Genomic DNA, 24,775 nt, shown 5'->3' on the forward strand with positions numbered 1-24,775 from the left:
GGTTAAAAGTCTGGAGTAAACATCCGCTCAAAGGACTGAATAGGTTCTGTTTTTTTCTGGATCCTATAGTCCAGCAATTTCAAATGCAGCTTACGCCAGAGGCCAAAGTCCAGATCGAACCGACCCAGCATGGTGTTTAGTCGATACGGCAAATTCTCCGAGAGCCAGGCTTGTGCATAGGCTTGTTTGAGTTCACCCGTTTCGTCCATCGCATCCACCAGCAGGCTATGGCAGGGATACGTCAGATCATAGAATACGTAATCATCCTTCGGTTGGGCCATCATTCCATGGTTCCAGCGATCGGTAATGGCCTTGGCCCATAAAAACCGACTGGCCGAATAGTTGATCAACCGGGCCGATACCAGCAGCGACTGTATGAAACTGGTGTCGGATGGAGCCGCCTGCTGAAGTGCGCCGATCAGTCGGGCCTGGGCTTCCTCGGTGTGTAAGCGCACCTGCTCAAAATCGGCCTTATGGTCGGCCGTATTGGCCAGATAGTACGCTGAAAAGGGATTCGACCAGCTTTCGACCAGCGTACCACGAGGTAAACTCTGGGTATTCTTGCCCAGGCATTTTTCGAGGTACTGACCAGCTGTGGCTAAATGTCCGAAGGCCGCCTGCATATCCGACCGTGCAGCCGGGTAAACCACAGCGCTGTACCGTTCCACAAAAGTCGATTTGTCGGGTACGGTGCCCTGCCAGGCCGCCAGACAGCCATAGGCCATGAACAGCCAGGATGCCCTGACGAACGGCTCGACTGAATCGGTCCAGACGGATGTAATAAACCCCAGCGTATGGTGTTGGAGACCCGCTTTCAGGCAGAGGTTGATGTTTTCGTAGGTATAATCGGATGCCGGATAAATATGTCCCCAACCCGATACGGCGGGTTGAATGAAAAAGGGCTTCTTCGCCTTCAGAACCGGGTTCAGGTAGTTGTTGATGGCGGTTGTGTCGGGCGAATATTCCCAGATGACCGGGATCACATCGGCCGGGAATTTGGTCAGAATCGCCGGGTAAAACGCGTTCATATCGGTCCAGGCCAGCAGCGTTTTGCCGTATTGTTTGAACTCGTTGCTTACGAAAGTGAGCTGCTGAATATAAAGCGCTTCGGGGTCAAGCTTCGTAGGAGACGCGTTGGCCAGACGCTTGGTTTCCCAGGTTTCGTCGAAGCCGACATGGATGAAGGGGCTACTGAAGAGCGACGTGTATTGCTTGATCCAGGCTTTCAGAAGCGTCTGGACGGCAGGGTTTCGCGGGTCCAGTTCATGTCCATAGTGCCCAATGGCCAGGGATGCATATTTCTCGTTGCGAGTCAGCTCGTGCAGGTGCCCGTAGAAATTGACGAAGGGAATTACGTCCATGTGTCGTTCGCGGGCGTAGGCAATAATCGATCGGATCTGAGCCTGCGAATAGCTCGCCTTGTAGTTTAGGGTCGGAAAGCCGCTCAGTTGGATACTGACCTCATTGTAGAAGTAATATTGATTGGTTTTCCAGCGGGCCAGAAAATCGATCTGTTTCTTGATTTCATCGACCGTCAGCAAGCCACCGTGCGCAAAATCCATCATGACACCCCGATACGCAAGTTTAGGCTGGTCGCTTATCGTCACGAACGGGAGGAACGCCTTTGGGCCCTGTCCCTGAATCAATTGACGAATCGTTTGTACGGCGTAATATAGGCCCGCTGACGTTTGGGCGGTAATGTCGATACCCGTTGGGCTAATGGTCAATGCGTAGTGTTCACGGGTATTTCCATTGACCGCTTCGTTGGGGCCGGGTAGTTCCTGGCCGGGGGTTTTAACGGAATAACGAATGGTAGCCGTGTTGGTCGACGGGCGTTTCTCCATTCCCTTTCCACTTCGTTCGCTCAGGATTTTCGTTAGTTCGTGGAGGGCAAACAGAACGTCGGCAGTGGGTTTCGGTGATAGGGAAATGGCCAGGTTCTGTAGGGATAAGGCTCCCTGCCCATAGTGGATGGACTGCGGTTCGGGCAGTAAAACAGGGCGTTTTTGCGCTGTAGCCACACTGAACCAGCCACACAGCATGATACAAGTTATCCAAAAGCCTTTCATGATCATCTCGTTAGTCGGGCGGGTAAATAAGGGCGCGAGCAACAGCCCGCGCTCTATCCAACCAACCTAATAAGTAGCTCGTCCCCCCGATAAATCGAAGGTGAAGCCCGTTGTAAAACTGTTTTTGGGCGACACGATATAAGCCGCCAGATTGGCCGCTTCGTCGAGGGTGCCGCAGCGTTTCATGGGAATTTTATCGGTCATGTACTTGACCTGTACCTCAGGCATTGCATCGACCAGTGGCGTTTGAATCACGGCGGGGGCCAGCGCATTGACGGTAATGCCCCGTTCGGCATACTCCTTGCCCTGTACTTTCGCCATGCAGATTACAGCCGCTTTCGACGCTGAATAGGCCAGCATACCCGCGTTTCCTTCCTTGCCTGCAATGGAGGCAATGTGCAGAATCCGACCATATTGCCGATCCAGCATGAAAGGTAGTACGGCTTTCGACGTGTAGAAACTGCTCATGAAATTGACTTCGAATACCTTGTGCAGATTTTCGCTGCTTACCTCATGACTCTGTACGTTTGTGACCCCCGTAATCCCAACACAATTGATAAGGCCGTCGATTTTGCCAAAGTGTTCGTGCACCTGCGAAACGGCCTGGGCTACCCGCGCTTCGTCGGTAATGTCGATGCCGATGAGCAACGCATCCGGACCGTATTTTTCAAATGCCTGTTTTAAGGCTGTTTCGTTAAAATCGAGTAAGCCCACCTGCGCCCCTTCGGTCAGTAATTTGTGTGCGATGGACAACCCAATTCCTGATGCGGCCCCGGTAATCAGTACGACCTGTCCGTTAAATTCTCCCATGATACGTGTTTGTTTTTATCTGCTTTCAGTGGGGAAAACTTAATACAGGCTGTTCTCTACCGGACGGATGGCGTACTTTTCGTCGTTAACAATGTCGAGAATACGCTGATTTAACTCGCGGATGTAGCTGATGGACGACGGATCGGGGATGTAGGCCGCTTTTCGGGCGATGCTGTTGCTTAGTACACCTCGGGCAATCAGCAGCTCTTTCTCGGCGTAGTGGAACAACTCCATGTTTTGAAGCGAGAAGAAAATCTGCGGCATTACCCGCTCAAACAGCTCGAACGCTTTGGCATCCTCGCCACCGGAACGCAGGGTGAAAATCTTTTGCAGAATGTCGGCAACGGCCAGACCCGGCATTACACCCCGAATCCCAATGGGCACCAGTTCGAGCATGTACAGACCACCCCAGCCTTCGAACAGGCCAATTTTATCGTTTGTGGCCTGAATGATCTGTTCAAACTTCGGAGCACACAGGGGTTCTTCCAGCTTCAGGTATTTGAAATTCGGGTTCTCGTCCATCAGTTCTTTGATGAATCCCACGCTGATGGATGAACCGCCGGGGTTAAAGTCCTGAATCAGAACGGGTGTGTTCGGAACCGACTGCAAAAACTCCGATAGATAAGCTTTCAACGCATTTTCGGGTAGGCTGAAAATGCGGGGTACCGCCAGCGAGATTACGTCGGCACCAGCCTGCACGTTCGCCTGCGCGAGTCGGATGGCTACTTTCAGGGACGGGTGGTTCGACTGAGCAACGATTTTTAACCGACCCGCAGCCCGATCTACGGCCACCCGAACCACCTGCAATTTCTCGTCGTCGGTCAGTTTGTAAAATTCGCTGGCGTAAGCGGGCAGGCAAACGGCCTTGATACCACCGTCGATGGCAAAGTCGATTAAACTACGGAGTGCGTCTTCGTCGATCTCCTCCTTTTCGGTGAATGGTGTTGGGATAATGGGTACTACGCCAAACAGTTCGTTGTCTGTGTTTGTCATAACTTTGCCGGTTCTTGATTGATATTAGCTACTTTTTTTTGTTGTACTTTACTATCGACAATGGATAGGATGAGGGTGGAGGCCAGCACGAGAATGCCACCAATGATGGCCTGTCGGTTCAGGGTTTCGCCGAGCCAGATGGCAGCAATGGGCAGCCCCATAAACGTGATGAGGTAATTGGATAGAGCGACCTGGGTAGCGTCCAGGTTTTTCAACGCCTTGAAAAACAGGAGCATCGACAGGAAGTTGTGGAACAGCGTCAGGGAAATCATGCCGATCCAGGTGTTGGTCGTAAAGCTCGGCACCTTCGAAAACATCTCCGGTTCGTAATACAGCACCAGGGGCGTCAGGAGAATAGACATGACCAGATACGTATAAAAAACCATCTCCATTTCCGTGTACTGGCCCGATACTTTTTTGCAGCCCACATTGTAGTAGGCGTTGCCCAGAATAGCCAGGAAGATCAATCCGTTGCCCAGCGCATAGCGTGAACTTAAATCCACCCGTTTAATGTCGTCGGTTGAGCACAGAATCACCCCAATAATGGCAATGGCGAAGCTGATCCATCGGGCGGTGTTCATTTTTTCCTTCAAAATAAGGAAGGCGAAAACCGCCGTGATCACGGGCAGGGTCATGACCAGAATAGCCGCATTGCTGGCCAGCGAATATTGCGTTCCCCAGGTCATCAGCACCTGCGAAGGGAAAGCCCCCAGGGCGGCCAACTGTACGAATATCAAAACATCTTTTAGCTTCTTGCCGCCTTTTCGAAAGTCCCGGATCACAAATGGACCCAGGAAAATCGTGGCCAGCAGCATAGGGGCCCAGACGGTAAAATACGGCCCGACCTGATCCTGCGTTAGTTTGATGCTGGTGAAATGAAAGGCCCAGATCAGGTTGCAGAAAAACAGAATAGCCCACGACTGAATCGACTTGTTCATAAGCTGACCAAAAAAGTGTTTCCGGTTTTGAAGGTGTCCATTGCTGTATAATCCAGCTTGATTCCGAGTCCCGCGCCTTGAGGCACCAGGGCCGCTCCATCCTCGAACCGGATGGGGTCGACAATCAGATCGTCGGTGCGAACCAGCTCGCCAAACAGATCGGACGGAATGGTGCAGTTGATACTGGCTGCGGCAATGTGCAACCCCATTGTTTCCGAAATACCTAAATCTACTTCCGAACCCCGCCAGCAGGGTTTGCCTTCCAGATAGGCGACTTCGGCCAGCAGGACCGAGTTGTAGGCCGACCCGTTGAAATTATACCCATCCACGGCATCGGCCCGAACAAAGGCAATCATGTCGCGAATGTCCTGTGTGTAGGGTAGGGAAATGTGCCGATACATGGGCATATCCAGCGTTTCGCGCAGGTACCTGAACCCGGCCACATCGGCATGTAAAATCGGGTCTTCGAGGCCCAGCATGATGCTTTTGTCTACTCCGTCCATCAGCCGCAGGGTGGTCTCGACGTTGCTCCATCGCTGGTTTGGATCGAGCAGGATTTTGATGCCGTCGCCACATACATCCCGAATCGCTTCTGTCCAGAGCCGAACCGGGTCTTCGTCGGAACACTTGAATTTGAACGCCTTGTGGCCCTTTTGCATGGCTTCGTAGGCTTTCTGAGCGGCATCTTCCGGAGTTCGTCGGCCTGTCCAGCCGAAACAGTCTACCCGATCGCGGTACGAACCACCCAGGAGCTGGCACACGGGCACGTCGAGCAACTTACCGACAACATCCAGTACCGCCGACTCGAATGCTTCATAAATCCGCTGATCCACAAGGGGTAAGCGACGCCAGTTAAGTTTTAGCACATCCTGCCCCACAAATTCCTGCATGGCCTGGTGGAGTAACTCGCCGGATGCGCTCCGGTAGGTCTCACCAATTCCGGTCAGGCCATTCGCCAGGGTGAGTTCAATGATCCATTTGGGCTGGTTGGCGAACTCGGTCCATCGCTCGCCCGTCAGGAATTTTTTGGCAAAGGCCGAATCGCTGTCGATGACTTCATCGGAGTTGAGGCTGCCCGGTCGGGCCGGTACAATCACTTCGGTAGCCTTTATGGATTGAATGCGGGTCATTTGGGTTCGTTTGCTGAAGTGGGCGTATGTTTTTGGGCAAGTTTCCGAATGTCGTAGCTGAAGTCGATGAACTTCTCTTCCCACTCTCTGGCCGATTCGGGCGTGTAGGGGTAAAAGCCCTGTGCATTCTGCACGCCTTTCGCCCCCGATGCAACCAGTTCTTCCATCAGTTTCGGCGTTTCGATGCTGTTGCTGAGGTCCGGGAAGAGGTCTTTCATCACGGTCAGATAAGCCGGAATACCCGTTAAGTCCATGAATCGAAACGGCCCGGCAAAGGTGATCCAGTAGCCCAAATCATTCCGTAGCGAGCGGTCTACATCCTCAATGGTGGCGTAGCCGTTTTCGACCAGATGAAAAGCTTCCCGCAGCATGGCGTACATGATCCGGTTGGTGATGAATCCCCGAATGTCCTTTCTCAGTAAGGAGGGTTCCTTGCCCCAGCTTTCTGCCAGAGCCACCATCTCATAAGCATAGGTCAGGTCGGAATCGTTGCCGCAAATAATCTCCATAAAGCGCGTAATGTGTGCCGGTTCTGCCCAGTGGATTCCCAGCAGCCGTTCGGGGTGTTCGAGCCCGTGCTGTAATACCGATACCGGAATGGCCGAGGTGTTACTGCCGATGATGGCGGTAGGTGGGAGCACGGTTTCCAGTTGTCGGTACAGTCGTTTCTTTTCGTCCAGGTTTTCGGTAATCGACTCAATCACAACGGTATGGTTGGCTAGCAACGAAGCCTCGTCGGTGATGGTCAGACGCTGGATAATCCGTTCGGGCGTTTCGGTAATCAACCCCTCCCGTTCGAGTTGGTGTAAATACCCCAGAATACGATCCCGGGCTTCATCGGCGGTACCGATCTCCTTAATCAGCGATGTTACCTCATGACCAGCCGCCAGAATACAGGTAGCGATACTGCTGCCCATCAGGCCGAGCCCTACCGTGCCGATGCGTAGTTTCGAACTCATAAATCACTGGGTTGAACGTTGGGAGAACTGATACGGGCAATGGCATCAATTTCGATCTTGATTCCATCCGAGAGGACCGACTGAACAGTGGTGCGGGCTGGGCGTATACCCCTGAAGAAAGAGCCATAGGCGGCATCATAGCGGTCAAACTCGCGAATGTCTTCCAGATGGACCGTACACTTCACAATGTCGTCGATGGTTCCCCCGGCGGCTTCAACAATCGTTTGAATGTGCGAGAGCGTCAGGAGGGTTTCTTCTTCGATGGTGCCGTGCCGAACCTCGCCCGTGGCTAAGTCAAGCGGCCCCTGGCCGCTCACAAATAACAGGTCGCCTACCAGTACCCCAGCCGAATAAGCCCCTGTATGGGCCGCTTTTTCCGGGTGTTTTATTTCCAGTTTACTCATGATTTTGTAGTTAGGTCGTCGGATAAAGGCCAGGTTTTGAACGATTCCAGAAACTGCACCAGGGCCGCGAGCGCCTGATCGAACAAATGCTTGCCTTTTTCGGCGGTACCGAGCTGAGGTTCACCACTGCTGCCATTGCTCGAAATACATTCAGTCTGTTTAAACACCGTTACACCCCGATACGGCTCGTCGTCTTCCCAGCCAATGTATCCATTTCGTGCGGGTCGTCTTGCCCGTTCTACCCGATCTATCCAGACTTTTTCGGGAAATAGATGCAGCATCAAACTGGTTTCATATTCACAGGCATGACTCAGGGCCGGGCTTTCCATGGGTAGTTCTCCCGCGAAAACCCGCCCGGCTAATTCCCAGTACGTAGCCAGGGCAATGGTAGGCTGATGGCTCGCATCGAAGCGTTTGCTCAGAACGGCCAGGGCCTGTTTTACGGGGGTTATATTGCCACCGTGCCCGTTGAGCAGTACGATACGCTGATGCCCGCCAAGTACCAGCGATTGCACCAGATCGATGATTACCTGCGTATACAGCTCCGGAGCAAGACTCATTGTACCGCCAAAAGCCAGATGATGATGACTCGATCCAAAGGGTAGGGTCGGGCAAAGCAGCACCGTGTCAGGCAGGGCTTTTTCGGCTGCCAGAGCGAGCTGGGTAACAATATCGGTATCGGTCGATACCGACAGATGGGGGCCATGCTGCTCGATGGCCCCTAACGGGAGCAGTATGACCCGATCCTGAGCTTTAGTGCGGTTGTCATGAGATGTCGATGCGTAAAACAGCATGTTGAATGGGTTTTGTGCGATTAACAACGGTTCCAGTGGCTTTCCCGGAGGGGTCAGGATGGTTTGGTCGGGCCACCGGGCCGGAAGTTATAAAAAGAGGTCGCAGATCGGTTCGTAAGTTGATTTTTCCACACCGCGATACAGAGAATCATCCGCTGAATCGATGATTTTCCGGATTGATCGTTTTGTACCACGGTGTGGGAAATCGGGTTAATAGCCTGGGTTTTGCTTAAGCACCGGGGAGCCTCCTGTTACGCTTAAATCAATCTGTGCCTGTGGAATGGGGTAAAGTTCGTTTTTGCCTTTAGTGAAGCTGGCTCCTTTCATGTACGTAAAGTCGTAGCCCGGAATCGAGGTTTCATGCTTCACATAGTTGTTTAGAGTGGTGGCCATATAGCCGGTACCATTGTCCCAGCGACGCAGATCGAAGAAACGATGTCCTTCCATGGCCAGCTCCAGTTTCCGCTCGAACCGAACCGCTTCGCGAGCATACTCTTTTCCATTGGCAACGAACTGATCGGTATACAGACCAACTTTGTAATTGGCAGCAGGTTCGCTCGTAAATCCTTTCAGCGGATTGCTGTTGTCGATGTATTTCTTCACCCAGCCATTTGGATTGGCGGCCCGTGCCCGCACCAGGTTGACATACGTCTGTGCCTGGGCCAGTGACCCGATTTCCACCTCAACTTCAGCGGCCCAGAGCAACACATCGGCAAAGCGGATCATGGTGTAGTTATTGGACGTCCAGCGCGAATACAACGAGGTGGTTGCCTGGGCTGCCTGGTAATAGATCGTTTTGATGGGACTATACGGACCCGCAACGGCCTGTACACGAATCCAGGCTTTACCAGGGTGCACCCCCCAGTCCAGATACGGGATGCCCCGGCGACCGACAGTATAGTCCAGACGGGCGTCGAGCGTTCCGGTATAGGGGGTGAACGGAGCACTGCTTTCTATGCCCTGGTCGTTGCTGATGTCCGAATCATTGAAGGTGGTCAACAAAGGCAGGCCGGTATTGGGGTCGGTTTTGTAGGAGTTGACCAGGCTAAATGAAGGCTGATACGCGCCACAGCAGGTAGCCGGACCACCCATCGGGAAGTTCAGCGCATCCCCATAATTGCCATTCTGATACGTTTGGTCAATCGACATCTGCACGGCAAATACCGACTCGGCACTATTCTTTTTCGACGGATTGAAATTATCGGAGAAGTTGACCAGCGCGTATTTGGCACCCGAAGCCGTAACGCCATTGGCAATCACATCGGCCAGTACGGGTTTGGCTTCGGTATATTTATCCTGAAACATGTACACTTTAGCCAGGAAGGCTTTGGCCGCCCAGCTATTGGCCCGACCGGGGTCCGACTTGGTGGCACTCAGGTTGTCGGCCGCAAATTTGAAGTCGGCTTCCAGCTTTGGCCAGATCGAAGCCGTATTGGCTACGTTGTAGTTGGCGTTGGCATAGCTAACCGTTTCATCGAGGTAGGGTACGTTTTCCCACATCTTGGCCGCTTCGAAATGGTAGACAGCCCGTAGGAAAGTCGCTTCAGCTTTTACCTGCCTGATTTCTTCGGGAGTCATTGAATTGTCGGTAACCTTGGCCAGAAGCCGGAGAACATCGTTGGCGCGCTGGACACCAGCATAGAGCACAATCCACTTATTGTTGAACGGAGCCATGGTGGGATCGTACTTATAACTCTCGACCGATTCCATGGGGGGCAGAGCCGATGCCTGAGTGCCGGTATGCGCGTCGTCGGAGGTGACACCCCCGAAAATCCAGTTGCTGACCCCGATGAAGTAATAGGTAGTGTTGGGTACGCCCCACCCATCCAGCAGGGAGTACGCCCCAACCAGCAAGCCGTTTACCCCCGCTTTATTAGCCAGTGTGGTTTCGCTGGTGGCGCCAATGGCTCCCACTTCCAGATATTCTTTCGTGCAGGAGTTGGTTGCGGTTAAAAATACCAGGCAACACGATAAGCCTACAATAAACTTCCGATAGTTCATGATTGATAACGGTTTATGGTATTTTAGAAAGAGACGTTAAGGCCGAAGATGAAATTTTTCTGATTGCTGGGGTAGTTGCCGTAATCGACACCAAATGCCGAGCTCAGACCACTAACCTCGGGGTCGAGGCCACTGTATTTGGTAATCGTGAAAAGGTTAGCCCCCTGCGCATACACCCGTAGTTTGTTCAGGCCGTATTTGCGCAAAAGCAGTGGGCTTACGGTGTAGCCAATCACCAGAGAGCGCATTTTCAGGAATGAGCCGTTTTCGACATAGAACGAGTTGGGCACACCCGACGAACTGAACGAGCCGGTCGATTCAATTTTAGGAATATTCGAATTCGGATTTTCGGGCGTCCAGGCGTTCAACAGATCGTTGCTTTTGGCGCCCACATACGTGCTGAAGAAGTGGGTGAACGATTTTACCGTGTTGAAAATTTCATTCCCCTGCGACCCATAAAGTGTGGTCGAGAAGTCGAAACGCTTGAAGGTTAATCCCAGGTTCAGACCGTAGGTGAAGTCAGGATTCGGGCTACCCAGGAAGGTACGGTCGCTGGCGTCGATTTTGCCGTCACCGTTCACATCCTGGTATTTGAATCGACCGGGAGCGGCTCCGTTTTGCGTTGGCGATGCGGCAACGTCTGCATCACTCTTGAAAAGGCCGATGACCTTATAACCAAAGAATGAGCTAACGGCCTGTCCCACCTGGTTCCGGATCACATTGCCCAGGTTCTGGGTATTGGCCGTTTCAAAATAGGTCGGAGAGGGAATGCTGACGACTTTGTTGTTATACGTTGTGATGTTGGCACCGACATTAAACTGTAGGTCGTTGTTAACCCGACCTCTATACGTAAGGCCAATATCAACCCCTTTGTTTTGAATATCGCCGATGTTGACTGTGGGCGCGGTGGCACCGCCAGCCGTTGCAGGTAAGGTCTGGGCGAAGAGCAGGCCGTTGATCGACTTCTTGTAGTACTCAACCGATAGGTCCAGCCGATTGAACATCGTAGCGTCAAAACCAACGTTGGTAACTACGTTTTCTTCCCAGCCCGTATTGGGGTTGCCGATATTGGTTTGGGCAAAGCCCTGTGCCAGTTTGCCGCTGCCGCTAATATCATAGTAGGCATCGTAGAACGAACCACCAAACAAGGTGAAGGCATTTTGAGGACTCACATTGTTCTGGGAGCCCAGCACCCCATAACTTCCCCGCAGTTTCAGATCGTTGAGCCAGGTTACGTTTTTCATGAACTCTTCACCCGTCACCCGCCAGCCTGCCGATACCGATGGGAAAGTACCATAGCGACGCTCGGACCCGAACCGTGACGACCCATCCCGGCGAACCGTTATGCCCAGCAGATACTTTTCATTAAAGGAATAATCCAGTCGGCCAAAGAGGGAGAACAGGGTGTTTTCGTAGGCACTGCTGATGTTGGTAACGTTTGAGGTACCATTATTGAGCGTCAGGTAATCATATTTGGTTGAAAAGAAACCACTGCTGGATGCGGTTACAGCCCGGCCGTAGTTTCGGATGGCTTCCGAACCGGCAATCACCTTCAGGTTATGCTGCCCAAACGCATGGGTATACGTCAGGGTATTGGTCCACATGGTGTTGGTATTGTACAACGATGTTTCAGCGAACGAGTTGGGATTGGTATTCCCTTCCGAATTGTTGTAGGGCGTGAAGGTGAAATTGGTAGCGTATTGATTATCGATGCTTCCGCCAAAGCTGGTTCGGGCTGTGAAATGTTTCAGGAAGTCGACTTCCGCGAATACGTTTCCAACCACATCCCAGGCGTTCGTTTTGTTGTTGACTGTGTTCATCTGTACCGCCACCGGATTGGAGGAGCTACCCAGTTCGGGGCCTGCGAAGGTTCCGCCATAGTTGCCTTTGATGTCATAGACCGGAATGATCGGCATTGCCCGGTAGGTCCAGGCAATCGGGTTTCCGCTGCTCAGGTTGTCGAAACCAGGGTTTTGCTTATAGAAGAAATACGCATTCTCGCCAATACGGATGTTGTTTTTGACTTTAAACTGGGTATTGACGCGCCCCGAATAGCGCTTTAGGTACGTTTTCAGCATGGTTCCCTGCTGATTGAAGTAATTGAGCGAAACCATGTAGTTCGATTTGTCGGTACCGCCACTGGCTGTCAGGTTATGGCTGGTCATCGGTGCATTCTTAAACAATTCATGGAACCAGTCGGTGCCGGTTTTATTGACGGCCTGAATCAGGTAGTTGTTGGCAGGATTCGTGGCGTCGAAATTGTATTTGGCGGGGTCAACGGCGGCTGCTCCGGTATTTCCTACGCCCGTTGCACCGGGGCCGCGATAAGTAAAGTCGGGTAACCCATTCTGGAACAGACCCGTCGTTGGATAGGCCACTTTGGTCAGGCGGGCGAAATCTGAGGAGTTCATTAGGTTGAATACATTCCCCTGCAACGGCATTTGCGAGCCATAATAAGCATCATAGGCAATCGTTGGCTGGCCCGATCGCCCCTTTTTGGTGGTAACGATGATCACCCCGTTCGATCCCCGAACCCCGTAAATTGCGGCTGCTCCCGCATCTTTTAGCACCTGAACCGATTCAATATCGGTAGCACTCACGTCGTTCAGTTCGGCCTGAATACCATCGATCAAAACCAGCGGCTGCGTATTCCCAAAGGAACTGATCCCTCGGACGAAGATGTTGCTCGGGCTTCCCGGCGCACCTGAGTTCAGAATGGTCACTCCCGGTACCTGCCCTTGCAGGGCCTGTACAGCCGATCCGGAAGGGATTGACTTTAAGGCTTTTACATCGACAATAGATACCGATCCGGTGATATCTTTTTTCTTTTCGGACGAATAGCCAGTGACTACCACCTCACTTAGCGATGTAATGGAGGGGGTCAGAACGATGGCGAATGCGGTTTGTGAACCAACCGTAACCTCCTGAGCCTGATACCCAATGTAGGAGATGATAAGGCTGGCATTCGATGGAACGGAAAGGGTAAATGCCCCATCTGCTCCTGTAAATGTGCCACTGCTCGTGGTTCCTTTCACCAGCACGTTGGCACCGGCAATCGGTTGCTGGTCTTCGGCACTCGTGACTTTCCCTGAAATCAGGGTTTGAGCATTTGCCCAAACCGTTGCCAGCATGCAAAATAGCAGCATGCCTATCGTTTCTTTTCTAAGAAGTAGTAAGTCGTTCATAATCAGTTTTAAGAGAAAGAGTTACGCATTTGAAGAGTGTTGCCATTAGGTACTCCATCGTAGCCACTTACGATCTGTTTGAAAAGAGAGGTTGACACGTTGTTGAGCGAATCACTATCCGTAAACTGTAATCGAGGGTGCGTTTGACATGACCAGCCCAGGCCGTGTGCTGAAGTGAATCAGCCCGACTACGCTATGGCAATACGGTCATGCATGTATTGGAATAAGTAGGGCCCCGCTTATACCAATACCGTTACGAACTTATCCGTTTACCAACGATTCGGCCATTGCTGGTAAGTCTGGCTTATGTCTTTTGGTAAACATTTGAATTGAATATTTGATTACAAATAAAGCACAAATTTGTAAACAAAAAAAATTCAGAATAATTTTTAACTCAATTCAATCCGTTCTGGTAGAAAATAGGGCTGTTAAGGCCGTTTAAGCCGAAAGCGTCTGTAGATTCTGGAAAATGACGAATAACTACTGGTTAGGCCAGGTTGCGGATGGGCATGGTGAAGGGTGCCTGTTATGGGCTACATTCACCCATTATGTAGGGGAGAACGTAGGCCTATTGAACTGATTGAACAGTAGGTATGGGGTCAGCGTACTTCGTGCAGAAGTCTAAACTGTAGGATGAGTAACGAGTACTACTCAATTTCTAGTGAAGCCGTTTCGCCCCGGAGTAAGTGTTTGGTTAGAGCTTCCTGAGCGAGAGATAAATCCCTTTCTTTTAAGCCTTTCAGGATCTGACGGTGCTCCAGGTCGGTAAGCTCGTAATCATCCATATGAATTTGCGTTTTTCCGATTTTCTGATGGAACAACGGGATGTTGCTGGTCTGGTAAATATCCATCAGTTTCGAATTACCGGCGCAGGCAATCAGGGTTTCGTGGAATTTAACGTCTGCTTCCAGGGCACCGCTCAAGTAGCCACGCTCGACCATAGATGAAAAGTCGTTGCAAATTTCCTGGAGCTTCTCAAGCTGTTGATCGTCAATTTTTTGAATGGCAAGTTTCAGGGCGCTCAATTCCAGTATTTCGCGTATTTCGCGTATTTCGCGTATGTCGTGGGGGGTAAGTGATTTGACAAAATACCCTCCTTTCTCTCCGAAAACGATCAACTGCTCGCCATGAAGCCGGGTTAGGGCTTCCCGAACGGCCATCCGATTCACATCCAGTTTCTTAGCCCAGAGGTCTTCTTTCAAACGGGAACCTGATACCAACTGGTTGGATAGTATTTTTCTACGTATTTCAATATAGGCTTTATTGGCAAGCGAATCGATTTTCATATTCTGTTAACAAAAAATAGGGATAACGGTATAGCAAATGTACAGTTTTTTGTTATCAAAATAATAGGGTAGTAAGCGGGGATTCTTGGTAAGGCTCTTTCAACGTATGGCCTGAAATGGAAGTCTCGTTTCAGGCATTTGATTACCTTTCATGAGAGCCAGTCTATAGTGTTCGTTAAGTTTTCTGTCATTCCAATGCAGGAGGAATAACAGAAAAACATCCAGAGTCCCAACTTATAGTGCATTCACTTTGTCTAAAGTCGAATGCGTTCAAATACTAACTAATTTCGGATACGGATTGGGGGCAGAGTGGCAACCCGGTCGTGAACGGAATTATGAAGTGATTCGATAAGACGTCCTTTTTAGCGGTAGATTGAATAAATCAGGTGTAGAGAAATACACATACCCTTTCTCCATCATTTAATCGATGAGGGACAATAAACGGGATGGCCTACAGAGGAAGCCGCTAATCGACCAGACGGCAGCATTGGATTGTAGGCCAAACCCGTTACCAGCCAAGGTGCTAATTCGAAATTGTATTGCATAACCAGGGCATCACAAAGTGTCTGCACCATGCTGATACCTGGCCGGTAGTAGGGCGTAGTAGAGGGCGAAACATAGCTGAATTGCTTGACCAGCAAATCCTGTGGAAACTGATCGCGCCAGTATTCGGGAACTACATACTGATTGGCCTGATTGGTTTGTGCTTCCAGCCTGACTAATTGATTGATGTAGCCTTTGACTTGAAACTCGGGGTACAGATTCCAATTGCTGCCACAAGTACCCTGAACGTTTATAGGCCCACCAACCATAAGTGGGAATACCTGACAATCCCGGAGCGTATCGTGGGCGAGTCCAAATGAATGCCCTAACTCATGAGCGGCTAATTCAGCATTAGGTTTCAAGCACACAAGGTAGCTGCCTTCATAGATTGCGTAACCGCCATAGGGGTATTTGGGGTAACCCGTTGGAAGGATTGGATCTTTCATGAAAAAGACGATCCGGGTAGCTGCTTTGGCTTGTTTGACAGCTACCAGCTTTTGCGTAAGTGGATCGGTCGGATTCGCAAATAATTGATTCATTAAACCTTCGGGGTCACCACTATCTTTAAAACGAGCCATTTCATCGGCCGACAGCGTGTAAATGATATGCTGAAAGACGAGTTTGCCCAATTCCTGCGGATGTTCCGGGTGGGCGCGGTTTATAAAATCGACAAATACGCGATTCTGATACGGGTCGTAATGATTGCCATTTGTTGTGGGAAACGCACCGACGAACGAGGGATCGGTAAGTACGTACAGCAAGCGAATGGTATCCCGCTTAGTGGAAGGTAAATCAGCAAACGTGCGAGCCAGACGAGTAGCCACCGTCACCGATTGGATGCCAGAGCGCTGCCGGGTACTTCTGTCGATAGTTAGTTGAACCTGATAGGTGGCGTTGCGGGTAAATTGATGACTAATTCGAGGTGACTGAGTAGTTATTGCTGCGGTACTGTCGCCAAAGTTCCAGCGGTACGTAACGCCTTGCTGGCTGGAATCAGCCTTAAATATAACCAGTCCATCCTGCTGGGAAACTACTTGATACGTAAAAAGCGCTGTTTCCGGGCCATCCGGTGGCAATTCTCTCGAACAAAAGACCAACAGAAAACTCATACCTGCCAAGTAAACGGGTAGCCATTTTCCGATTCGTGCCCTGGAGCGGATTTCAGCTTTCATCAACGTAAGTGAGTAAACGTGGGGAATGAAAACAAAAAACCAGCCGATTTGGGGCTGGTTTTTTGAAAATAGTCATTGGACTGGTGACCGATACGGGAATCGAACCCGTGTTACCGCCGTGAAAGGGCGATGTCCTAACCGCTAGACGAATCGGCCGTCTTGTGTACAAGACCTAACGTTTTTGGCTTTATTGCCGCTGCGTTAGCGAAACGTGGTGCAAAGGTAAGGCGATATTTTTATAATGCAATACCTGCCTGTAAAATTTTTTCAAAAAAAGGGTCTCTGCACGTTTTACTGCTATTTTTGAGGAGGTTAGCTTTTACATTTTTTTACCTCCTACATGAAACACATTTTATTGCTGGCAAGTCTGGTCACCCTGTCTCTGGTGAGCTTCGCTCAGTCAACTACCTCTTCGTCAACGAGTCTGTTAACGCCCGAACAATTTCTTGGCTACAAAATAGGGAGCCGATTTACCCCCCATCATCGGGTGCTGGCCTATGCCGAACAAGTGGCTCGTCAATTGCCGGGCCGGGTTAAATTAATACCGTATGGTACAACCTATGAAGGGCGCCAGCTGATGGTGATAGCCGTAGCTTCCGAAGCCAATCTGTCGCGGCTGGAAGAAATCCGTACCAATAACCTGAAGCGGATTGGCCTCATGGAAGGCACCCCCACATCGACAGCACAACCACCCATAGCCTGGTTAAGCTACAATGTGCATGGAAATGAAGCGGTCAGCTCCGAAGCATTTATGGAAGTGCTACATCGACTCCTGAATTCGACGGATGCCATTTCGCAGAAAATTATGAATACAACCGTGGTTATTCTCGACCCGGGTCTGAATCCGGATGGACACGATCGGTATGTGAACTGGTATAACCAGATGTTGGGCCGAAATCCTAACCCAACACCGAATGCGCGTGAACACAATGAGCCCTGGCCGGGAGGACGATATACGCACTACCTCTTCGATCCGAACCGAGACTGGGCCTGGCAAACGCAGGAGATTACCCAACAGCGGATGGCCCTTTATCAGCAATGGATGCCGCAATTGCACGGCGATTTTCATGAAATGGGTGTTGAAAGCCCCTACTATTTTGCGCCGTCGGCCAAGCCATACCATGAAGATATTACCCCATATCAGCGGCAGTTTCAGCAGCTTATTGGGCAGTACTGCAGCCGATATTTTGACCGCAATGGCTGGCTCTACTACACCCGCGAACGGTTCGATCTATTTTACCCAAGTTATGGCGATACGTATCCGACCTACAATGGCGCTATTGGTATGACCTACGAACAGGGAGGAAGTGGCCGGGCCGGGCTGGCCATACTAAAAGCAGATGGTGACACCCTTACCCTTCGCCAGCGCATTGATCACCACTACACGGCCAGCATCGCTACGCTGGAGTCTGTAGCGGATCGTCCGGCAGAAATCGTGAAGGAGTTTGGGCAGTTTTTCGATAAATCCCGAAACACGCCAATAGGGCCCTATAAAAGCTATCTGATCAAATCGAATGGCGATGCCGGACGACTCAAAGCATTACAACAATTGCTGGAGCGGAATAAAATCAGTTTTGGGGTAGCCGGGAAAGCCCAGACGGTCGCAACCGGATTTAACTACACCGCTCAGAAAACCGATAAAAACGTCTCGATTGCTGCCGATGATATTGTTATCAGCGCTTATCAGCCTAAATCGACCTTGTTAAAAATTCTGTTCGAACAGAATTCAGCCCTGGAGGATTCGGCCACGTACGATATCACCGCCTGGTCGCTGCCCTACGCGTTTGGCCTGCAAACCTATGGCCTGACAGCCCGAATTGATCCCAAGCCACTTTCTGCGACTTCTGCGCCGGTCAATACGGTTCCTGCTGCGTACGCGTACCTGATACGCTGGCAATCAGTACCGGCTGTGCAGACCCTGGCGGCCCTTTTGAATCAAAAAATACGGGTTCGGGCGGCAGAGAAACCATTTGAGCTGGAAGGGAAAACCTATGCGTCGGGAACGCTGATCGTGGCCCGAACCGGCAATGAACGGCTGGGCGACCGATTAGGGACTGTGGTAGCTCAGGCGGCTGCTCAGGCGGGGGCTGAGGTGATTCCGGTGCAGACGGGTTTTGTGACGTCGGGTTCCGATTTTGGTTCTGATTTTGTGTCGGGGCTGAAAGCACCCCGAGTGGGGCTGGTTCTGGGCGATGGTACTCCTCCGCCATCCGCAGGTGAAGTATGGCACTTCTTCGATCAGGAACTGAATTACCCCGTAACGCTGCTGGATGGGAGTACGTTGGGAACTGTAGAATGGAACAAGCTAGATGTACTGATTCTGCCAACTAATTATAACTATGGTCGAATTCTGAATGAGCGGACGCTGACGGCCTTAAAAGAATGGATTCGGGCGGGAGGTAAACTCATTGCTATGGAGCGGGCAGCCGCTTTCCTGGCGGGTAAGGAAGGGTTCGACCTGAAGGAGAAATCTGAAAAGGAGGACGGGAAAAAAGAAAAGAAAGGTAATCCGGTCGATTCGCTGAAAATCTATATCAACCGAGAGCGGGCTGCCATTTCCGACGATATTCCGGGGAGCATTTACCGGGTCAATGTCGATACGAGTCATCCGCTGGGCTTTGGTCTGACCGGGGGGTATTATACCCTGGTACAAAATGCCTTCAATTTCGATTTTCTGAAAGATGGCTGGAATGTCGGCTACCTGAAAGGGGATAATTACGTTGCTGGTTTTTCGGGCCGGAATGCAAAAGAGAAATTGAAAAATACCCTGCTGATGGGCGTTCAGGAAATGGGCCGGGGGAGCATCGTGTATCTGGCCGATGATCCGCTTTTCCGTGGGTTCTGGTACAATGGTAAGCTGCTGTTCAGCAATGCCGTATTTATGGTTGGAAACTAATTGGCCTAAATTAGAACACAGAGATGCACGAAGAAGACGAAGACACACAGAGAGACTAGTAAATCTCCGTGTAGCTCTGTCTTCTTTGTGCATCTCTGTGTTATAACCTTATCTATCTGTAATATGAAAGCGATTCTTTGTAAAGCATACGGACTCCCCGATACCCTGGTTCTGGAAGATATCCCGTCGCCTGTGCCCGGTCCAGGTGAGGTAGTGATTCAGGTGAAAGCCTGTAGCCTGAATTTCCCGGATACCCTGACCATTCGGAATATGTATCAGTTTAAGCCACCCTTGCCGTTTTCGCCGGGAAGTGAGGCATCGGGCGTAGTGAAGGAGGTTGGTGAAGGGGTCACGCATCTTAAACCGGGTGATCGGGTGTTTACTTATGGCACGCATGGTGGACTGGCCGAAGAACGGCTGACTGATGCCCGTACGACAATCCCTCTGCCCGATGGAATGGATTTTATCACAGGTGCTTCAACCCTGTATGCCTTTGGAACCTCGTATCATGCGCTCAAGGATCGGGCGAATCTGCAACCGGGTGAGACACTACTTGTGCTGGGGGCAGCCGGGGGTGTTGGTTTAGCGGCTGTTGAATTAGGGAAACTGATGGGGGCGACCGTTATTGCAGCCGCATCGACCGATGAAAAACTGGTTGTATGTCGGGAAAAAGGGGCTACGCACCTGATCAATTATACTTCCGAAGACCTGCGTGAGCGAATCAAAGACCTAACGCAGGGGAAAGGTGTCGACGTGGTGTATGACCCGGTGGGCGATCGGTGGGCGGAGCCTGCTATTCGGTCGCTGGCCTGGCGCGGTCGGTATCTGGTGGTTGGGTTTGCCGGAGGTGAGATTCCAAAGATTCCACTTAACCTGGCTTTGTTGAAAGGGTGCTCGCTGGTGGGGGTGTTCTGGGGAATGTTTGCCCAAAAAGAAGCCGCCCGTAACGGGAAAAATTTGCAGGATATTGCCACCTGGGTTGTGCAGGGTAGATTAGCCCCGTACGTATCCCGGCGCTATACACTGTCCGAGGCACCACAGGCACTCACGGATATGATGGAGCGACGGGTGATTGGAAAGGCTGTTGTGGTTATGGAGTAGCCAGAAGTGTAAAGCTGACCGACGAACATCCTCAAAACAGGTTCTTAATCTTCCGATAGTTTGGTGAGCAGATCCCAGGAAAACGGCACCCAAAGGCCAAGGTTGGTATCCAGTAATTCGGTAGCTGCTTCGCAGGGGAAAATCTTGTAATCGAATTTGGTGTAATTGTAGGCGATGTAGCCAGGGTAATAGTATATTTTTCGCTGACGACGGGCGTGGTTGATTTTTTGCAGCATCAGAAACTTACCCAGGCTGTGCTTTCGATAGGCGGGGTGATAAAAATTCATGATTCCTGCAATACTCTGGTAGCCATCATCGAAAATGCCAGCCGCGATCAACTGGCCCTGATCACGAACCTCTACGACGTAAGTATCAAAAACATTCTCAATCGCACCATCGAGCAGACAGGATTCGACGGAGTCGGGGGCGTCGAAATTGATGGCCCCCCGATACAGGGCGTACAGATTTTCCAATTCATCCGATAAGACAAAGGGTTTGACAGCTACTGTAAATGATTCGTTGCTCCGAAGCAGACGGAGTTGTTTAGTACCGTAGGTCACATCGGCTAGTACAAGGCGTAGCCAATAAACAGGACAAAGCTTGTTTTCAAACAGAACATACTGACAGGTAAAAATGTCCTGTTGCATCCGAAAGTAGCCCATATTCAGGCATAAGTCCAGTTTACTTCCTTTCATGTGTGGGTTAGATTAGGGATCTGTACGGGCCTTAAATGTACGCAAAACCGCCCACTTGCGTGAGCATACACAATCGAAAAACGGCATCGGATGGCTATTTTTTTATAGGCTTTGCCGACATATAAAACGTCAGTTTGCCGCCCTTAAGAATATCGGAATGGGTAATGACGGGTTGCGACAGGAGCTTCCCATTTAGCAGTACTTTCTGTACGTACACGTTTTTATCCCCCTGATTGATAGCCTCAACCGTAAATGTCTGACCATTTTCGAGTTGCAGTTTCGCACTTTTTACCGACGGACTTCCCAGGGCATACGCTTCTGAACCGGGAGCCACGGGATAAAAGCCCATCGACGAAAACATATACCAGGCGCTCATCTGACCGCAATCGTCATTTCCACCCAGGCCATCGGGCGTTGGTTTGTACTGCATAGTCAGAATCATGCGAATACGCTCCTGCGTTTTCCAGGGCTGGCCTGCCCAGTTGTATAAATAGGCGACGTGGTGAGCTGGTTCGTTGCCGTGAATGTACCCACCAATGATGCCTTCGCGGGTGATGTCTTCAGTTTCGGCGAAAAACTTGTCAGGTAAATTCATCGAGAAAAGGGTATCGAGCCGGGCCGCAAATTTTCTGGGGCCACCCATGTAGTCAACCAGTGTAACGGGGTCCTGGGGGACGAAAAAGCTGAAGTTCCAGGAATTGCCTTCAATAAAACCCTGTCCGTGGGTGCTCAGTACATCGAACCCTTGCTTGAATGAACCATCCGCGAGTCGCGGCCGCATGAAATTAATCGACTTGTCGTAAACATTCTTCCAGTTCTCGGAGCGTTTTCGGTAGGTTTCGTATACGTCCTGCCGATTCAGTTTCCTGGCCAGTTGTGCAATGCACCAGTCGTCGTACGCGTATTCGAGCGTGTGCGAAACGGAGTTGCTGCTGGCCGAAGCGGGTACGTAGCCTTTGTCCATGTACTCACCAATACCCTCGTAGCTACGATGGGTCGACGTGGCTATACAGGCATCCAGGGCTTTCTGAGCATCCCCTTTGTACACGCCTTTGATAATGGCATCGGCCAGTACCGACACGCTGTGATACCCACTCATACACCAGTTATCGTTGGCGTAGTGCGACCAGATGGGCAACATGTTCAGCGTACTCTGTTCATAGTGCTTCATCATCGACTGCACCATGTCGTTGTTGCGGGCGGGCTGTATGAGGTTGAAAAAGGGATGCAGGGCCCGGTAGGTGTCCCAGAGCGAAAACGTGGTGTAATTGGTAAATCCGTTGGCCTGATGCACGTCCTGATCCAGTCCTTTGTACTGGCCGTTGACGTCCATGTAGGTAGTCGGATTCACAAAAGCGTGGTAGAGAGACGTGTAAAAGTTCACCTTATCGGTTTCGGAAGCGTTGATCTGGATTTTGTTCAGTTCACGGTTCCAGGCCGCCTGTGCATCTGATTTTACCCGTTCAAAATCCCAGTGGGGCACTTCGGCCCGCATATTGGCCAGTGCATTTTCCTGACTCACAGGCGACAGGGCCATTTTGAGCTTAATCGTCTCGCCCTCCTGCGTATCGAAATCGAAATACATCCGAATCCGCTTACCCGCAATTTCCGGAAAGTTGTGATTCTGGTCGAACTTGCCCCAGAACCCTTTGTAAACCTGCGGCTTATCCAGACTCTGGCGACCATAAGATTTAATGGGTTTCGAGAAGGAGAGGGCAAAATAGACCGTCCGGGTGCGAGCCCATCCGTTGGTTTGCCGGTAGCCCGTAATCAGGGTGTCATTCACCACCCGCACAAACGTCCAGACCACCTTATCATCGTAATTATAAATGCCGTGAGTTAAGTCCAGAATAATATGCGACTGGTCGGACTTTGGAAAGGTGTATCGGTGAAAGCCCACCCGGTTCGAGGCCGTTAGTTCGGCCAGGATGTTGTGGTCGTCCAGTTTTACTTTATAATAACCCGCTTCGGCTACTTCGTTGGCGTGCGAAAAGGCCGATCGGTAGCCGGTGTTCGGATTGGACGCAACGCCTGGATTCAGTTGCAGAGGGCCCTGCGTGGGCATAATCAGAAAATCGCCCAGGTCGGAATGGCCCGTACCGCTGAAGTGCGTATGACTAAATCCGACGATCGTCCTGTCTTCGTATTTGTAGCCCGCACAGTAACGGTACACATCCCCGTTGTATTTGCCGTTGAACTCGTACGATAACGTATCGGAGTCGGGACTAAGCTGGACGGCCCCAAAAGGTACAGTGGCCCCCGGAAAGGTATGCCCCATTTTTTCAGTACCAATCAGCGGATGGACGTAGGGAACAAGGTTTTGCTGCGCGAAGGAGAAGCTGGTGAAAAACAGAAGTAGAATGGTCAGGCGACTAGTCATTTATAAAAAATCGTTTCCCGAAGATAGGCTCATTTTTTATCCGAAAAGCCAGTCGGTTGATCAAAGTTGCCCTTTCAGCCAACAAATGACAGGACTCATAATGATGACGAATCAGGAATTTAACTAATCTACAACCATAGATCGCAAATGTGTGTTATATTGTGATCAAATGAGTCTAATTAACTAGGTGCAATAAGTAGAAAGGCTATGACTGTTAATCCACAAACTACACCCCTTCAACTGATTGACCGTTCGCGGCAGGGGCTGGCGGGTACTGAAACCAGTAAGGTGGCCGGACTGCTTGGCGTGACGGACAAGGAGATGGCTCGATTGCTGAACCAGTCTGTCGCTACCTTGCACCGTCAGGTCAGGGCTTCGCACCTGGATGCGCCAACCTCCGAACGGTTGTTGCTGCTCACCCGGCTGGCTACGTATGGCGAGGCCGTTTTTCAGGATAAGGGCAAGTTTACGCGCTGGTTACGACGGCCCCTACGGCTGCTTGACGATCGCTCACCACTGGATTTGCTCGATAGTTCGATTGGGGTCCAATTGGTAGAAGATATACTGGGGCGGATTGAATACGGAGTTTTTAGTTAATGCCAGTCATCGTATACAGGGTTCAGACAGATAGCCATCGGGATACAATTCTGGACGGTATAGGCGCTCAGCTACGGGGAGGGCGCTGGAATGTTCGCGGACGACCTTTGGTCTATACGGCCACAACCCCTGAACTGTGTTTTCTGGAATACATGGTGCATCTGGAAGGGACTCCGCTTGCCGACCTGCCCCCCTTAATTCTTTGTGAAATAGAGATTCCTGACAAGAGTATCACGTGGCTGAATGCGACTGATTTACCGTCTGGCTGGAATAATCCACAGATTACCCCTGCTGGGCTACCTCAGTTTATGGAGTCTCAGTTCCGAGAGCATGGTACGTTAGGAGTCGCCCTGCCATCGGCCGTTGTGCCGCTGTCGCCATCGCGCAATGTACTAATTGATCCGTTGCATCCACTGAAAGGCCAATGCCGGATTGTACGGATCGAACCATACCCGATCGATCCCCGATTACCAACGGCCACTTTGCCAGCATAAAAAGGCGAATCAGTTGTGTGCTGTAGGCTAGTAAGTAGTCCTCGGTTATTGGTTTGCATTAAAAGCACTGAAGTTGATGATCAGCTTTCTACCCACATTCACCAAACAGCGATTTAAGGCATAGGCTAAATCATCACTAGTCAAATAATCCTCAGGTCTTAGCCAGCCTCCTTTCAGATGACGCCATAGGGTTTCAGCAAGGTTAAGATGAGGGCAGTAAGCAGGCAAGAAAAACAGGTACAAACCTCTGGCTTCCCAAATCGGACGCATCCCTTGGATGTAGCCCGCTGTGTGAATCCGGGCATTGTCCAATACAATCACCGTCGAC

At 50.9% G+C, this 24,775-nt stretch carries 19 protein-coding genes and 1 tRNA gene; 4 read left to right on the top strand and 16 right to left on the bottom strand.

Annotation, left to right across the window (positions count from 1 at the left end; all coding sequences use genetic code 11):
* Positions 1-2: 2 nt before the first annotated feature.
* The 13 genes from B153_RS0106595 to B153_RS0106655 all read right to left on the bottom strand — a co-directional run bounded on the left by B153_RS0106595 (position 3) and on the right by B153_RS0106655 (position 16,440).
* Positions 3-2,069, bottom strand: coding sequence for a family 20 glycosylhydrolase (locus tag B153_RS0106595; RefSeq protein WP_169518471.1), 2,067 nt, complete (start codon positions 2,067-2,069; stop codon positions 3-5).
* Positions 2,070-2,135: 66 nt separating this feature from the next.
* Positions 2,136-2,879 carry an SDR family NAD(P)-dependent oxidoreductase gene (locus B153_RS0106600; RefSeq protein WP_020595900.1) on the bottom strand — a complete coding sequence of 248 codons (744 nt, stop codon included), beginning with the start codon at positions 2,877-2,879 and terminating at the stop codon, positions 2,136-2,138.
* Between the two features lie 39 nt (positions 2,880-2,918).
* Complete coding sequence (locus B153_RS0106605; RefSeq protein ID WP_020595901.1) at positions 2,919-3,872, bottom strand: dihydrodipicolinate synthase family protein; 954 nt, start codon at positions 3,870-3,872, stop codon at positions 2,919-2,921.
* A complete protein-coding gene (locus B153_RS0106610) occupies positions 3,869-4,810 on the bottom strand; it encodes a DMT family transporter (protein WP_020595902.1) in 942 nt (313 codons plus the stop codon). The genes B153_RS0106605 and B153_RS0106610 overlap by 4 nt, the downstream gene beginning before the upstream one ends.
* Positions 4,807-5,940, bottom strand: coding sequence for a mandelate racemase/muconate lactonizing enzyme family protein (locus B153_RS0106615; RefSeq protein WP_020595903.1), 1,134 nt, complete (start codon positions 5,938-5,940; stop codon positions 4,807-4,809). The genes B153_RS0106610 and B153_RS0106615 overlap by 4 nt, the downstream gene beginning before the upstream one ends.
* Positions 5,937-6,899: a 3-hydroxyacyl-CoA dehydrogenase family protein gene (locus tag B153_RS0106620; protein ID WP_020595904.1), complete on the bottom strand. Its 963-nt coding sequence runs from the start codon at positions 6,897-6,899 to the stop codon at positions 5,937-5,939. The genes B153_RS0106615 and B153_RS0106620 overlap by 4 nt, the downstream gene beginning before the upstream one ends.
* Complete coding sequence (locus tag B153_RS0106625) at positions 6,896-7,303, bottom strand: RidA family protein (RefSeq protein WP_020595905.1); 408 nt, start codon at positions 7,301-7,303, stop codon at positions 6,896-6,898. Before B153_RS0106625 ends, B153_RS0106620 begins: the two co-directional genes overlap by 4 nt.
* A complete protein-coding gene (locus B153_RS0106630; RefSeq protein ID WP_020595906.1) occupies positions 7,300-8,097 on the bottom strand; it encodes a creatininase family protein in 798 nt (265 codons plus the stop codon). The genes B153_RS0106625 and B153_RS0106630 overlap by 4 nt, the downstream gene beginning before the upstream one ends.
* A 210-nt stretch (positions 8,098-8,307) precedes the next feature.
* Positions 8,308-10,098: a RagB/SusD family nutrient uptake outer membrane protein gene (locus B153_RS0106635; RefSeq protein ID WP_020595907.1), complete on the bottom strand. Its 1,791-nt coding sequence runs from the start codon at positions 10,096-10,098 to the stop codon at positions 8,308-8,310.
* Positions 10,099-10,121: 23 nt separating this feature from the next.
* Positions 10,122-13,283, bottom strand: coding sequence for a SusC/RagA family TonB-linked outer membrane protein (locus B153_RS0106640; protein ID WP_026261950.1), 3,162 nt, complete (start codon positions 13,281-13,283; stop codon positions 10,122-10,124).
* 647 nt (positions 13,284-13,930) lie between these two features.
* Positions 13,931-14,569 (bottom strand): GntR family transcriptional regulator, encoded by a 639-nt coding sequence (locus B153_RS0106645; protein ID WP_020595909.1) that lies wholly within the window; start codon positions 14,567-14,569, stop codon positions 13,931-13,933.
* A gap of 416 nt (positions 14,570-14,985) precedes the next feature.
* Positions 14,986-16,284, bottom strand: a complete 1,299-nt coding sequence (locus B153_RS0106650; protein WP_083928169.1) for a PKD domain-containing protein — start codon at positions 16,282-16,284, stop codon at positions 14,986-14,988.
* Positions 16,285-16,365: 81 nt separating this feature from the next.
* A tRNA-Glu gene (locus B153_RS0106655) sits at positions 16,366-16,440 on the bottom strand.
* A 184-nt stretch (positions 16,441-16,624) separates the two neighbouring features.
* Between B153_RS0106655 and B153_RS0106660 the strand changes: the two genes are divergently transcribed.
* On the top strand, positions 16,625-19,180 hold the full coding sequence (locus B153_RS0106660) for a M14 metallopeptidase family protein (protein ID WP_026261951.1): 2,556 nt from the start codon (positions 16,625-16,627) through the stop codon (positions 19,178-19,180).
* Positions 19,181-19,303: 123 nt separating this feature from the next.
* Positions 19,304-20,281: an NADPH:quinone oxidoreductase family protein gene (locus B153_RS0106665; RefSeq protein WP_020595912.1), complete on the top strand. Its 978-nt coding sequence runs from the start codon at positions 19,304-19,306 to the stop codon at positions 20,279-20,281.
* Positions 20,282-20,325: 44 nt separating this feature from the next.
* On the opposite strand, the gene B153_RS0106670 is transcribed toward B153_RS0106665, so the two are convergent.
* Positions 20,326-20,976, bottom strand: a complete 651-nt coding sequence (locus B153_RS0106670; RefSeq protein ID WP_020595913.1) for a GNAT family protein — start codon at positions 20,974-20,976, stop codon at positions 20,326-20,328.
* 94 nt (positions 20,977-21,070) lie between these two features.
* Positions 21,071-23,356, bottom strand: coding sequence for a GH92 family glycosyl hydrolase (locus B153_RS0106675; protein ID WP_020595914.1), 2,286 nt, complete (start codon positions 23,354-23,356; stop codon positions 21,071-21,073).
* A gap of 207 nt (positions 23,357-23,563) precedes the next feature.
* Between B153_RS0106675 and parS the strand changes: the two genes are divergently transcribed.
* Together parS and B153_RS0106685 are read left to right on the top strand one after the other, a co-directional pair.
* Complete coding sequence (gene parS, locus B153_RS0106680) at positions 23,564-23,953, top strand: type II RES/Xre toxin-antitoxin system antitoxin (protein WP_020595915.1); 390 nt, start codon at positions 23,564-23,566, stop codon at positions 23,951-23,953.
* Complete coding sequence (locus tag B153_RS0106685) at positions 23,953-24,447, top strand: RES family NAD+ phosphorylase (protein WP_020595916.1); 495 nt, start codon at positions 23,953-23,955, stop codon at positions 24,445-24,447. Before parS ends, B153_RS0106685 begins: the two co-directional genes overlap by 1 nt.
* A gap of 45 nt (positions 24,448-24,492) precedes the next feature.
* Here B153_RS0106685 and B153_RS37175 read toward each other — a convergent pair.
* On the bottom strand, positions 24,493-24,775 hold a 283-nt coding region (locus tag B153_RS37175; RefSeq protein WP_020595917.1), incomplete at its 5' end, for a transposase.

This window comes from Spirosoma panaciterrae DSM 21099 (genome assembly GCF_000374025.1).
Taxonomy (GTDB): Bacteria; Bacteroidota; Bacteroidia; order Cytophagales; family Spirosomataceae; genus Spirosoma; species Spirosoma panaciterrae.

Coding starts and splice junctions, on each gene's coding strand:
- B153_RS0106605 (WP_020595901.1), bottom strand. CDS start 3,872: ATGACAAACACAGACAACGAACTGTTTGGCGTAGTACCCATTATCCCA.
- B153_RS0106660 (WP_026261951.1), top strand. CDS start 16,625: ATGAAACACATTTTATTGCTGGCAAGTCTGGTCACCCTGTCTCTGGTG.
- B153_RS0106630 (WP_020595906.1), bottom strand. CDS start 8,097: ATGCTGTTTTACGCATCGACATCTCATGACAACCGCACTAAAGCTCAG.
- B153_RS0106670 (WP_020595913.1), bottom strand. CDS start 20,976: ATGAAAGGAAGTAAACTGGACTTATGCCTGAATATGGGCTACTTTCGG.
- B153_RS0106595 (WP_169518471.1), bottom strand. CDS start 2,069: ATGAAAGGCTTTTGGATAACTTGTATCATGCTGTGTGGCTGGTTCAGT.
- B153_RS0106645 (WP_020595909.1), bottom strand. CDS start 14,569: ATGAAAATCGATTCGCTTGCCAATAAAGCCTATATTGAAATACGTAGA.
- B153_RS0106675 (WP_020595914.1), bottom strand. CDS start 23,356: ATGACTAGTCGCCTGACCATTCTACTTCTGTTTTTCACCAGCTTCTCC.
- B153_RS0106640 (WP_026261950.1), bottom strand. CDS start 13,283: ATGAACGACTTACTACTTCTTAGAAAAGAAACGATAGGCATGCTGCTA.
- B153_RS0106625 (WP_020595905.1), bottom strand. CDS start 7,303: ATGAGTAAACTGGAAATAAAACACCCGGAAAAAGCGGCCCATACAGGG.
- B153_RS0106615 (WP_020595903.1), bottom strand. CDS start 5,940: ATGACCCGCATTCAATCCATAAAGGCTACCGAAGTGATTGTACCGGCC.
- parS (WP_020595915.1), top strand. CDS start 23,564: ATGACTGTTAATCCACAAACTACACCCCTTCAACTGATTGACCGTTCG.
- B153_RS0106665 (WP_020595912.1), top strand. CDS start 19,304: ATGAAAGCGATTCTTTGTAAAGCATACGGACTCCCCGATACCCTGGTT.
- B153_RS0106610 (WP_020595902.1), bottom strand. CDS start 4,810: ATGAACAAGTCGATTCAGTCGTGGGCTATTCTGTTTTTCTGCAACCTG.
- B153_RS0106635 (WP_020595907.1), bottom strand. CDS start 10,098: ATGAACTATCGGAAGTTTATTGTAGGCTTATCGTGTTGCCTGGTATTT.
- B153_RS0106685 (WP_020595916.1), top strand. CDS start 23,953: ATGCCAGTCATCGTATACAGGGTTCAGACAGATAGCCATCGGGATACA.
- B153_RS0106600 (WP_020595900.1), bottom strand. CDS start 2,879: ATGGGAGAATTTAACGGACAGGTCGTACTGATTACCGGGGCCGCATCA.
- B153_RS0106650 (WP_083928169.1), bottom strand. CDS start 16,284: ATGAAAGCTGAAATCCGCTCCAGGGCACGAATCGGAAAATGGCTACCC.
- B153_RS0106620 (WP_020595904.1), bottom strand. CDS start 6,899: ATGAGTTCGAAACTACGCATCGGCACGGTAGGGCTCGGCCTGATGGGC.